At 43.8% G+C, this 11,933-nt stretch carries 11 protein-coding genes; 8 read left to right on the top strand and 3 right to left on the bottom strand.

The genetic code is table 11. From position 1 onward, the window contains the following. The first annotated feature begins 157 nt into the window (after positions 1–157). Positions 158–634, top strand: a complete 477-nt coding sequence (locus MHM98_RS16935) for an acyl-CoA thioesterase (protein ID WP_239440550.1) — start codon at positions 158–160, stop codon at positions 632–634. Positions 635–733: 99 nt separating this feature from the next. Next, positions 734–1,978, top strand: coding sequence for an EAL domain-containing protein (locus tag MHM98_RS16930; RefSeq protein WP_239440549.1), 1,245 nt, complete (start codon positions 734–736; stop codon positions 1,976–1,978). Between the two features lie 75 nt (positions 1,979–2,053). Here the strand turns inward: MHM98_RS16930 and typA are convergent, their stop codons facing one another. Further along, on the bottom strand, positions 2,054–3,883 hold the full coding sequence (gene typA, locus MHM98_RS16925) for a translational GTPase TypA (RefSeq protein WP_239440548.1): 1,830 nt from the start codon (positions 3,881–3,883) through the stop codon (positions 2,054–2,056). Between the two features lie 423 nt (positions 3,884–4,306). Here typA and glnA point away from each other — a divergent pair, with 423 nt between their 5' ends. From glnA to MHM98_RS16895, 6 genes are all read left to right on the top strand, one after another. Beyond that, positions 4,307–5,716, top strand: coding sequence for a glutamate--ammonia ligase (gene glnA / locus MHM98_RS16920; protein ID WP_239440547.1), 1,410 nt, complete (start codon positions 4,307–4,309; stop codon positions 5,714–5,716). Between the two features lie 119 nt (positions 5,717–5,835). Continuing rightward, on the top strand, positions 5,836–6,348 hold the full coding sequence (locus tag MHM98_RS16915) for a DUF4124 domain-containing protein (protein WP_239440546.1): 513 nt from the start codon (positions 5,836–5,838) through the stop codon (positions 6,346–6,348). A gap of 84 nt (positions 6,349–6,432) precedes the next feature. Further along, on the top strand, positions 6,433–7,482 hold the full coding sequence (gene glnL / locus MHM98_RS16910) for a nitrogen regulation protein NR(II) (RefSeq protein ID WP_239440545.1): 1,050 nt from the start codon (positions 6,433–6,435) through the stop codon (positions 7,480–7,482). Then, on the top strand, positions 7,476–8,882 hold the full coding sequence (glnG, locus tag MHM98_RS16905) for a nitrogen regulation protein NR(I) (protein WP_239440666.1): 1,407 nt from the start codon (positions 7,476–7,478) through the stop codon (positions 8,880–8,882). Before glnL ends, glnG begins: the two co-directional genes overlap by 7 nt. An 80-nt stretch (positions 8,883–8,962) precedes the next feature. Beyond that, positions 8,963–9,448, top strand: a complete 486-nt coding sequence (rraA, locus tag MHM98_RS16900; RefSeq protein ID WP_239440544.1) for a ribonuclease E activity regulator RraA — start codon at positions 8,963–8,965, stop codon at positions 9,446–9,448. 65 nt (positions 9,449–9,513) lie between these two features. Beyond that, positions 9,514–10,572: a formimidoylglutamase gene (locus MHM98_RS16895; protein ID WP_239440543.1), complete on the top strand. Its 1,059-nt coding sequence runs from the start codon at positions 9,514–9,516 to the stop codon at positions 10,570–10,572. Positions 10,573–10,578: 6 nt separating this feature from the next. Here the strand turns inward: MHM98_RS16895 and MHM98_RS16890 are convergent, their stop codons facing one another. Beyond that, the gene (locus tag MHM98_RS16890; protein WP_239440542.1) at positions 10,579–11,268 is read right to left on the bottom strand and encodes a transporter substrate-binding domain-containing protein; all 690 of its coding nucleotides are present in this window, start codon (positions 11,266–11,268) and stop codon (positions 10,579–10,581) included. Positions 11,269–11,380: 112 nt separating this feature from the next. Continuing rightward, the gene (locus tag MHM98_RS16885; RefSeq protein WP_239440541.1) at positions 11,381–11,848 is read right to left on the bottom strand and encodes a thioesterase family protein; all 468 of its coding nucleotides are present in this window, start codon (positions 11,846–11,848) and stop codon (positions 11,381–11,383) included. Between the last annotated feature and the right edge of the window lie 85 nt (positions 11,849–11,933).

Genomic DNA, 11,933 nt, shown 5'->3' with positions numbered 1-11,933 from the left:
GAACATCGGCAAGAGTGGATTTTATATTGATGAATATCCATTAGATAAGACTCACTGGTCTGAAGGTTTTGTTTCACTGTAAGCCGCTACTAGTAAATTCCCCCATTAGATCATAAGATTATTTAAACCTGCTTATCCGACAGTCCAAGGAAATTCCATGAATAAACCACAACGCGAACTTACATTGCGCTTTTTAGCCGAGCCTCAAGACGTTAATTTTGGCGGCAAGGTACACGGCGGTGCGGTAATGAAATGGATTGACTTGGCGGCCTACGCAACGGCTGCTGGCTGGAGTGGTCGCTATTGTATAACGGCTTATGCAGGTGGCATTCGATTTGTATCGCCGATTCACGTCGGTAGCCTAGTTGAGGTGACTGGCAAGGTCATTTACACCGGAAAGTCTTCAATGCACATTGCACTAGAAGTAAATGCCTGTGATCCAAAGTCTCTTAATAAACGACTTACCACTCACTGTATCGTGATTATGGTAGCAGTCGACGAGCACGGAGAGTCTATTCAAGTGCCTACTTGGACTCCAGAGAGCGACGAAGACAAGAAACAACACGCCACAGCCATCAAACTAATGGAAATGCGTAAACAAATCGGTGAGGAAATGGCGATATTTGTCGAATAGCCACTCATCGGCTGATTAGACCATTGATTTAGGTACTAACGGTTTACAATACTAAATAATTATCTTAGGTTGTAAATTCACCTTAATTTCGGTTTGGTTATGGACGTTTTCATTGCACGGCAAGCTATCTTAAACAGAAAGCAACAAGTTTCTGCTTATGAGCTCTTCTTTCGGGAAGGGCCTAGAAACGCCTATCCTGAAAATACCGATCACCACGAAGCGACTTCCAAGTTGATTGGCCGAACCTACTTCAACAAAGGGATTCGCCCTTTTACTTGCGGTAAACGCGCATTAATCAATTTTTCTGAAGAATCCCTATTAAAACGCTTACCTTTTCTATTGCCTAAAAACGAAATCCTCATTGAAATTTTGGAAGACGTTCGCCCAACTGATGAAGTGTTTAAGGTGTGTAAGGAGCTAGTAAAATCAGGCTACTCTATAGCCCTTGACGATTTTGTCTACAAGCCTGAATGGAAACGTTTTTTAACCGTTGTTCGGGTCATTAAGTTTGATATTCAACACACGCCGCTCAAAACAATCGAGCCCTTGGTGACAGAATTACTCGCTAAGACCAAGATAAAATTACTGGCAGAAAAAGTCGAAACACAAGAGGAATACCAACAAGCCGTCGATATGGGATTTCATTTGTTTCAAGGCTATTATTTTTGCCAACCCGAAATGAAGCAAAGCCAAGAAATAGAATCGACACAAATGCTATTGGTGATGCTATTTAACGAAGTCAGTAAACCCAACATCAACCATAAAAAAGTCATAGAACTGTTAGAGCGCGACTGCAATTTGGTTTATAAACTGTTGTGCTACGTCAACTCTGGCATCTTCCCCATCAAAGGGAAAATCACTTCAGTAAAACAAGCCATCACTTACATGGGTGAACTGCAGCTCAAAGAGCTTATTTCACTGTTTTTTACGGCTGTTCTAGCGCAAGAAAAACCGCCTGAACTCATTCAAATTTGTGCCACTCGCGCCAAATTCTGCGAGAGCATTATTAATGAAATCGCGCCTAAGTTTTGCGATCAAGCCTTTATGGTGGGAATGTTTTCACTGATCGACGCCATTCTCGATATTCCAATGCGCGATGTTACCGAACGTTTATCATTAGATGATGCAATTTGTGAAACACTACACGACGAAGACGACATATCCCAATCGCCAATCAGTATGGCCCTTAGAACTATAAAATATTTAGAGCGCGGCAGCTGGCATCAGTCTGAGCGCGAAGCCATGAAGTTACGCGTTCCTATTGAAACCGTTAACAAACATTACCAAGCAGCCATCGAATGGGCTGAACATCTCGAAGATTGCGATATGCCGCAAATGAATTAACTGTATTAAAACCCGCACAATAAAAAAGGCCGACATAATGTCGGCCTCTTTAGTTTAGCTCAGGTTAGCTAGTGATTAACCGCGACTTGCGCGTTTACGATCACTTTCCGTTAATAGCTTCTTACGAATACGGATGCTTTCTGGTGTAACTTCTACTAGCTCATCGTCATCGATAAACTCTAGTGCTTGCTCTAGTGTGTAAACGATTGGCGGCGTTAGAACTTGCGCGTCATCAGTACCAGAGGCACGAACGTTAGTTAGCTGCTTACCTTTAAGCGCGTTAACTGTTAAGTCGTTTTCACGGCTGTGAATACCTAGAATCTGACCTTCGTAAATCTCGTCACCGTGGTTGGTGAATAGACGACCGCGTTGCTGTAGGTTAAACAGTGCGTAAGTCAGTGCTTTACCAGTCGCGTTAGAGATTAGTACACCGTTTTGACGTTGACCGATGTCGCCACCTTTGTGCTCTGCGTACTCTTCAAACGTGTGGTATAGAAGACCAGAACCAGACGTTAATGACATAAACTCAGTTTGGAAGCCGATTAAACCACGTGAAGGCATATCAAAATCGATACGTACACGGCCTTTACCGTCAAGCTGCATGTTGTTCATTACCGCTTTACGCAGACCCAACTTCTCCATTACCGAACCTTGATGCTCTTCTTCGATATCAACGGTAACTTTTTCCATTGGCTCCATTTTCACGCCATCAACTTCTTTGATGATTACTTCTGGACGAGAAATCGCAAGCTCGAAACCTTCACGACGCATGTTTTCGATTAATACGCCTAAGTGAAGCTCACCACGACCAGATACACGGAACTTATCTGGATCGTCTCCTTGCTCAACGCGTAATGCTACGTTGTGTACAAGTTCTTGTTCTAAACGCTCGTGAATGTTGCGTGAAGTAACGAATTTACCTTCTTTACCGGCAAACGGTGAGTTGTTTACTTGGAATGTCATGGTAACTGTTGGCTCATCAACAGATAGCGCTGGTAATGGCTCTACGTTATCAACTGAACAGATAGTGTCAGAGATTTTTAACTCGCCTAAACCAGTGATAGCTACGATGTTACCAGCATGTGCTTCATCAACTTCCATACGGTCAAGGCCTAAGTAACCCATTACCGTACCCACTTTACCTTTACGAGTAGAACCGTCAGCCATAGAAACAACAACTTGTTGGTTTGGCTTAACTACACCGCGCTTGATACGGCCAACACCGATTACACCTACGTAAGAGTTGTAATCTAGCTGTGAGATTTGCATTTGGAAATCGCCAGCAGGATCAGCATCTGGTGCAGATACGTTTTCTAGAATCGCATCGAATAACGCATTCATGTTATCTGTTGGCTCGTCGGCATCCATCGTTGCCCAACCGTTTAGTGCCGAAGCGTAAACAGTCGTGAAATCTAACTGCTCGTCAGTTGCACCTAGGTTATCGAATAGATCGAAGATTTGATCCATAACCCAATCAGGACGTGCGCCTGGACGGTCAATTTTGTTAATAACAACGATTGGTTTCAAACCTTGCGCGAACGCTTTCTGCGTTACGAAACGCGTTTGTGGCATAGGGCCATCAACTGCGTCTACTAGTAGTAATACCGAGTCTACCATCGACATGATACGCTCTACTTCACCACCGAAATCGGCGTGTCCTGGAGTATCTACGATGTTGATGCGGTGATCATTCCAGTTAATGGCCGTTGGTTTTGCCAAGATGGTAATACCACGCTCTTTTTCAAGATCGTTTGAATCCATTACGCGCTCTTCGGCTTCGCCGCGAGACTCAACCGTACCAGATTGTGCTAACAGTTTATCAACCAGAGTCGTTTTACCGTGGTCAACGTGAGCAATGATTGCAACGTTACGCAACTTGCTGATATCAGTAATATTATTTGACATACATTTCGCCTAAATAGGAATAATCAGCTCAGCCTGACTATTCAAAACCATGGATACCAGCCGCGCATTGCGTCTGGTACAAAAATTAGGCGGCAAATTCTACAGACTTGTCACCTCAAAAGCTATCTATTTAGCATTCTAACCACAGATTGTGACGAGAATATTGAACCAGTACACACCGCACCAATTTGTAGCAGTTGAATAAGGAACAACACCTTCGCACCAATATGGTGCAACCAACTGATCAATGTGGTGCAAAAACAACACATTCACTTCACTCTAAAAACAATAAATCAATTACTATCAAATACTTAAACTGTTGGCACAATATTGGCTTTAACGGCTGTAGTTGAATCATTGGTGCAATTATTTTTATCTCAAAAAGTAATCGCCTAAATAAAATTAGTTAAGAGGAAACACCCAATGTCTATTGAGAATGTTCTAGAGTTAATTAAAGAAAACGACGTGAAATTTATCGATTTACGTTTCACTGATACCAAAGGTAAAGAGCAGCACATCAGTATTCCTGCTCACCAAGTTGACGAAGACTTTTTCGAAGACGGTAAAATGTTTGACGGCTCTTCAATCGCTGGTTGGAAAGCAATTAACAACTCAGACATGGTAATGATGCCAGATGCTTCTACTGCGGTATTAGACCCATTCTGCGACATCCCAACACTTAACATCCGTTGTGACATCTTAGAACCAGACACACTACAAGGTTACGATCGCGACCCACGTTCAGTGGCTAAACGCGCTGAAGAATACATGCGCAGCGCTGGCTTCGCTGACGATGTACTATTTGGCCCAGAGCCAGAGTTCTTCCTATTTGACGATGTTCGTTACAAAAACGATATCAATGGTGCGTCTTACTCAATCGACGATAAAGAAGCATGTTGGAACTCAAACACTGAATACGAAGAAGGCAATACAGGTCACCGTCCTGCGATCAAAGGCGGTTACTTCCCAGTATCTCCAGTAGATTCTTCACAAGATATCCGTAGTGCTATGTGTATGCTCATGGATCAAATGGGCTTAGTAGTAGAAGCACATCACCACGAAGTAGCAACCGCTGGTCAAAACGAAATTGCATGTCGCTTTAACACTATCGTTAACAAAGCTGACGAAATTCAAATCTACAAATACGTAGTTCACAACGTAGCGCACGAATTTGGTAAAACTGCGACCTTTATGCCTAAGCCGATTTCACAAGACAACGGTAGCGGTATGCACTGTCACATGTCTCTAGCAAAGGATGGTCAAAACTTATTTGCTGGTGACAAGTACGGCGGTTTATCTGAAACAGCACTTTACTACATTGGCGGTATCATCAAGCATGCTAAAGCACTAAACGCTTTCACTAACGCGTCAACTAACTCGTACAAGCGTCTAGTTCCTGGTTTCGAAGCGCCAGTAATGCTAGCTTACTCAGCGCGTAACCGTAGTGCGTCAATCCGTATACCTGTTGTACCATCACCAAAAGCACGTCGTATCGAAGTTCGCTTCCCTGATCCAACAGCTAACCCATACCTAGCGTTCTCTGCGCTACTAATGGCTGGCCTTGACGGTATCAAGAACAAGATCCACCCAGGTGATGCAATGGATAAAGATCTATACGATCTACCAGCTGAAGAAGCAGCAGCAATTCCAACAGTTGCTGAGTCGTTTGCTGAAGCACTAGAAGCATTAAAAGCAGATAACGACTTCCTAACAGAAGGTGGCGTATTCTCTAAAGACGCTATCGAAGCTTACATCGAGCTGAAATCGCAAGAAGTAGAGCGCCTAAACCTTGCAGTTAGCCCAGTTGAATTTGAAATGTACTACAGCGTTTAATCGTTAAGTCGCATTTCTTAAAAAGCCTGCAACTTTGCAGGCTTTTTTGTGCCAGTTTGAAAAATATTCAGTTAAGGCGCATTATTAAAGACAATGTATAATCAACAAAAACTGCCGTTATGTATAAATATCTCATCGCCATTATCTTACTGAGCTTAACGCTAACGGTATCGGCCTTCACTGTGTATAAAAAGGTCAATAAAGACGGCACTGTAACCTACTCAGACAAACCCTTTCCCGGAGCTAAAAAAGCCAAGCTGCCGCCAATAAACACTCGAGCTACTCAGCCAATCCCTAAACCTATCGAAGTGGAAAAACCTGAGAAAAAAGCTGTGGCTAACATTACCGTGCTATCACCAACCAATGGCGATTCTATTCGCAGCAATGCCGGCGAATTAAACATTCGTATAGGTGCGACACACGATGCCGTTGACGATTACCTCATTCAGCTTTTAATCAATGAAAAGCCCTATGGCAAACCAACCAAAAACACCACTTTTGCACTAAAAGAACTCGACCGCGGCATCATTAAAATTAAAGCGTTATTACAAACGCGTCGTGGCAAAGTTCTTGCAGCTTCTGATGAAACGGTTGTTTACATGCATAAAGCCTCAATAAATCGCGCTAGATAGCCCAAAATTGAGCAAGATGTTTGCAATCGACAATCTTTCGCACCAAAATGGTGCGTTAATAGATTTCAATCATTGGAGCTCAAGGTGGCCAGCATTTACAAGTCGATTTTTGATAATGTGGTATCGAGTATTTTATTACTCGATCAGCAGCTTTGCGTGCAACATAGCAATCAAGCAGCAGAGCAATTATTAAAAATTAGTACCAAACGCATGGCGGGAAGCCACCTCAATACCTTGTTCCATCATCTAAGTTCAAGCACTCAGCTATTTTCACAAGTATTTGAAACCGACCAAGGCTTTACCGACAATCTTGCGACCTTGATTAGCGTCGATGGCCGCAGCGTCACCATCGATCTCAGTGTGAGCCCACTAGAAGTCGATGACGAGCACTTCTTATTAGTAGAAATTAGACAAGTCGACCAACAGCAGCGCATCTCCGAAGAGATGCAGCAGCTGACCCAGCAGCAACTCGCCAAGAACTTGGTTAAAGGCCTTGCTCACGAGATCAAAAATCCCCTCGGCGGATTACGCGGTGCAGCGCAGCTTTTACATCGTCAGCTCGATGAAGAAAACCGAGAATATACTCAGATGATTATGGAACAGGCGGATCGTCTCAACAATTTAGTTGAGCGCCTACTAGGGCCCAATACTCACCATCAGCACAAACTGCACAACATTCATCAGGTGTTGGAAAAAATAATTAAACTAGTGTCCATTGAACTACCAACAGGGATCAGCATAGAGCGCGACTATGATCCCAGTATTCCCGATATCTCCATCGACGATGAACAGATCCAGCAAGCATTGTTGAACATCATTCAAAATGCAATTCAGGCAATGGGTAAAAGCGGTCATCTGACAGTAATGAGCCGCGTCACCAACCAAGTCACTATCAATGGTCAGCGCCATCGACTCGCCGTCGAAATTAAGATTATCGATAACGGTCCCGGCATTGCACCACAATTGCACAACACCCTGTTTTACCCCATGGTGACAGGCCGTGCTGAGGGAACAGGCCTCGGTTTATCTATCGCGCAAACGCTAATACAGCAACATCACGGACGTATCGATTTTACTTCGCGCCCAGGTAAAACCGAATTCACCGTTTCACTACCAGTAATTAAGGAATCCTAATGACCGAACAAGTATGGGTACTGGACGACGACAGTTCAATTCGCTGGGTATTAGAAAAAGCATTATCGAGCGCTAATATCAGCGTTGGCACCTTTGCCGCCGCGGAAAGTCTGTGGGAAGCCTTAGCACACGAACAACCAAGTGTTATTGTCTCTGATGTACGAATGCCTGATACCGACGGCATGGAATTACTAGGCCGCATACAAGAGCATTTCCCAGAAATTCCGGTCATCATAATTACAGCGCATTCCGATCTCGATAGCGCGGTAAGTGCCTATCAAAGCGGCGCTTTTGAATACTTGCCCAAACCCTTTGATATCGATGACGCATTAGGCTTAATCAATCGCGCCATCGACCACAGTAACGAACAAACTAAACGCGCTAAAAAAACCGCTAACAATCAGAGTGCAACGCCAGAAATCATCGGCGAAGCGCCTGCGATGCAAGAGGTTTTCCGCGCCATTGGCCGCTTATCATCATCGAGCATTAGTGTGCTTATCAACGGTCAATCGGGAACGGGTAAAGAGTTAGTCGCCAAGGCGCTGCACAAGCACAGCCCGCGTAAAGACAATAATTTTATCGCGCTTAACATGGCGGCTATTCCCAAAGATCTGATTGAATCTGAATTATTCGGTCACGAAAAAGGCGCGTTTACTGGCGCAAATACCGTGCGTGAAGGTCGCTTCGAACAGGCCAACGGCGGCACTTTATTTCTCGATGAAATCGGCGATATGCCACTAGAGGTACAAACGCGATTACTACGTGTCTTAGCAGATGGGCAGTTTTACCGTGTTGGTGGCCACCAGCCTGTGTCGGTAGACGTTCGAATTATTGCGGCAACTCACCAAAACCTTGAGCAGCTAGTGATTGACGGTGAATTCCGTGAAGATTTATTCCATCGCCTTAATGTAATTCGCATTCATATCCCAAGCCTCAACGAGCGTCGTGAAGATATTCCGACGTTGGCCGATCACTTCCTCAACTTAGCGGCGAAGGAGCTCAAAGTTGAAGCGAAGAAAATGAGCAAAGAAGCACAAGCTTACATCACAACACTCGAATGGCCGGGTAATGTACGTCAATTAGAAAATACCTGTCGCTGGCTAACCGTGATGGCATCTGGCCAAGAAATTCTAGTTAACGATCTTCCTCCTGAGCTCACTCAAGCCAAACCACAACAAGCACAGCACAGTGACTGGCAACAAGCACTTCGCGCATGGTGTATGGAGCAACTTAATAGTGGTAATGAGGCAATTTTAAATCAAGCAGTGCCAGATTTTGAACGCACCGTTATCGATTGCGCTCTCACTAGTAGTGCGGGACACAAGCAATTAGCGGCTAAAAAGCTAGGTTGGGGACGTAATACACTGACCCGTAAGCTAAAAGAGCTTGATATAAAATAAGCTTTACGCCGTAATTCATTGGCAATGATCTGTGCTTAGGCTAGTATCTAAGTATTAACACTTCTTTGTGAGAAACAGCCATGCAATACAATACTTCTGAACTCTGCGACATGTACCTAGATAGCGTCGATGTGGTTGAACCTATGTTTGCCAATTTCGGCGGCCGAAATTCATTTGGCGGCGAAGTAGTCACCGTGAAATGTCACGAAGCCTATGGATTAATTCGCGAAACCTTGACCCAAAGTGGTGCAGGCAAAGTATTGGTCATTGATGGCGGCGGCTCGCTGCGTCGTGCTTTGGTTGATTTTGAACTGGCCGAGCTCGCGTTAGACAATGGCTGGGAAGGCATTATCGTTTACGGTTGTATTCGCGAAGTCGACTTAATTGACGAGCTAGATTTAGGTATTCAAGCCTTAGCGTCCATTCCAGTCTTAGCCAACGATAATCACGATGGTGAAACCGATATGCCAGTCAACTTTGGCGGTGTAACTTTCTTGCCTGAAGATCATGTATATGCCGATTCAACGGGGATTATCTTATCGCCAGATCCGCTAGATATTGAATAATCTACTCTCTATTTAGGCGCTTTGTGGTATAAAGGCGCCTAGATTTTCAACTGCACACCTTAACTATGACGACTCTACTCCACTTTGCCTCTTTAAATTCAATTTCTCATTTTATTAGCAATCGCCTTGGCGAAACTAAAATTGGTCAGCAGATTTTATTGCCAAAGGCTAGTGAATTGAACGCCGTTCTTGATGACTTTAAAGCCCTTGGTGCGAAATTTGTTTTATTAGGTATTCCTGAGGACATCGGTCCGCGTGCGAATTTAGGTCGCGGCGGCAGCACTGATGGTTGGAATGCGTTTTTATCACGTTTTTTAAACTTACAGCAAAACGCCTTTATTCGCAGTGAAGAAATTGGCTTGCTCGGCCATATTATTACCGATGATTTACAGCAGCAAAGCGCCGATTTAGATTTAACCAACGAAGACGAGCTCGCGACAATACGCGATTTAGTGAGTAAGCTCGATGAGCGAGTGACAACAGTTATTAAGGCGATTGGTGAACGGGGTTTAATGCCAATAGTTATTGGCGGCGGTCATAATAATGCCTATGGCATTCTGCGAGGAATGAGTGAAGCAAACAACAAGCCGATGGCGGCGATAAATCTTGACCCTCATACCGATTTTCGCAACCTCGAAGGTCGTCACAGCGGTAACGGATTTAGTTATGCCGCGTCAGAAAACTATCTGAGTCACTACTTCTCATTGGGCATGCACGAACTTAAAAACTCTGCTGCCAACATTAAAAGCCTAAATCAGCATCATTTTCCGTATGTGAGTTATCAACAAATTTACGTTAGACGAGAAATGACCTTTGCACAAGCCATCGATGATGCACTGTGTTATTTAAGAGATTGTCATGCGCCTGTCGGTATTGAGTTAGACGTCGATGCGATCTCATTTATGCCAGCGAGTGCCTACACCAACGTTGGTGTTGAACTAACTGATGCACAATTCTATGTACACAGCATTGCGCAACTGCCACAAGCAAGCTACCTACACCTTGCCGAAGGCGCGCCTTGTCAGCACCCAGCAGGCATGGAAGCTGGAACTAGCGACGTTGGTCAAGGCACAGCAGCTTTGGTGTGTAGCTTTATTCAATCCAAGCAAGATATCGGTGAATAGCGAAGTTTAACGCTCAATAATGTCCCACTGGCGTCTTATTTTCTCTAATTCGCCAGTGCGTTCTAAATAATTAAATGCCACCTGAAATCGCAGCACTAAATGCGGATTAGATTCTCGACTGAAAGCAATGCTAAGTTCCCTACTAAGGGGCGCAACTTCATATAATCTCCTAACATCTTCATTCGAGTAACCAAGCTTTTTGATTCTGTTGTACAGCAGCACCTCTGAACTGAAAATAATGTCGACACGTTCTTTAAATAACATGCCGACATTTTGATCATTACGCGCAGTATGTAACACGTTGTCGAAATTGTTTTCTGCCAACAGGTAAGCAGCACCATAACCTTTAGAGGTTGCAATTCGATAAGGTTTAGCCTGTGAGAGATCACTGAATGGCTTATCGAAGTTTTTCTTTAAGCCCCACATGTAAAAACGCTGAGTATGCAGGTTGCCAATCCATTGAAATTGCTCTTCTCTCGCCACCGTCCTGATCATTGAATAAATCAGTACATTAGGCTCTTTTTGCGCCATTAAATAAGCACGTCCCCAAGGTAGTGGAATTATATCTGGCTGCTGCCCCGTTAACTGAAACAAACGCCTAACCACTTGCGTAGCATAACCGCCAACAGAGCCGTCTTCATTTTTGGTTTGATAAGGAGGAATGATCTCGGTAACCACTGTAAGTGGTTTTGCCATAACAGAGGAGCAAGACAAAACCACAATAACGCACAATGATTTAATAAAAAAGCTCAACACTATACTCAACTTTTGCGACGAAAAAACTAAGTATAGACGAATATTTCTTAGGCTAACCCACCATGTAAGTACCAGTACCAAAAGCGATATGATCGCCCTTTTCGTTATGGAGTTCCATCCGTGCAACAGCTACCTTATTGCCCGTGCGAATTACCGTTGCGGTTGCTGTAAATTCTTCACCGCGGCCCGGACGTAAATAATCGATGCGTAAATCGATAGTACCGAGGTTTTGCAATCGTTTCATGACGGCTTCTTTACTGAGATCTTCCATGTTTTCGAGCACATCTGAAAACACAATCATGCCACCAGCAACATCGAGCATACTTGCCGTTACACCGCCATGTAGAATGCCGTGCATAATATTGCCCACCAACTCAGGCTTCATGGCAATTTTAAGTTCGATTTTATTATTCTCGTAACACGAAATATTCAAACCAATTAATTGGTGATACGGCATCTGTCGGTCGAAAATATCCTTGATAATATCTCTAACTTCTTGGGTTTGTAATTGTTCGCTCATTGCTAATGTCCATTTGTTATCTGCTCAACAGAATAAATAATACAGTTGATTTAAACAAGCATTTTAATAGGACAACAAGGTGATA

This window comes from Psychrobium sp. MM17-31, from assembly GCF_022347785.1.
GTDB lineage: Bacteria > Pseudomonadota > Gammaproteobacteria > Enterobacterales > Psychrobiaceae > Psychrobium.
Note: the sequence above shows the minus strand (reverse complement) of the source record. Positions and strands in the feature narration are given on the sequence as shown.

Coding starts and splice junctions, on each gene's coding strand:
- MHM98_RS16935 (WP_239440550.1), top strand. CDS start 158: ATGAATAAACCACAACGCGAACTTACATTGCGCTTTTTAGCCGAGCCT.
- MHM98_RS16930 (WP_239440549.1), top strand. CDS start 734: ATGGACGTTTTCATTGCACGGCAAGCTATCTTAAACAGAAAGCAACAA.
- typA (WP_239440548.1), bottom strand. CDS start 3,883: ATGTCAAATAATATTACTGATATCAGCAAGTTGCGTAACGTTGCAATC.
- glnA (WP_239440547.1), top strand. CDS start 4,307: ATGTCTATTGAGAATGTTCTAGAGTTAATTAAAGAAAACGACGTGAAA.
- MHM98_RS16915 (WP_239440546.1), top strand. CDS start 5,836: ATGTATAAATATCTCATCGCCATTATCTTACTGAGCTTAACGCTAACG.
- rraA (WP_239440544.1), top strand. CDS start 8,963: ATGCAATACAATACTTCTGAACTCTGCGACATGTACCTAGATAGCGTC.
- MHM98_RS16895 (WP_239440543.1), top strand. CDS start 9,514: ATGACGACTCTACTCCACTTTGCCTCTTTAAATTCAATTTCTCATTTT.
- MHM98_RS16890 (WP_239440542.1), bottom strand. CDS start 11,268: ATGGCAAAACCACTTACAGTGGTTACCGAGATCATTCCTCCTTATCAA.
- MHM98_RS16885 (WP_239440541.1), bottom strand. CDS start 11,848: ATGAGCGAACAATTACAAACCCAAGAAGTTAGAGATATTATCAAGGAT.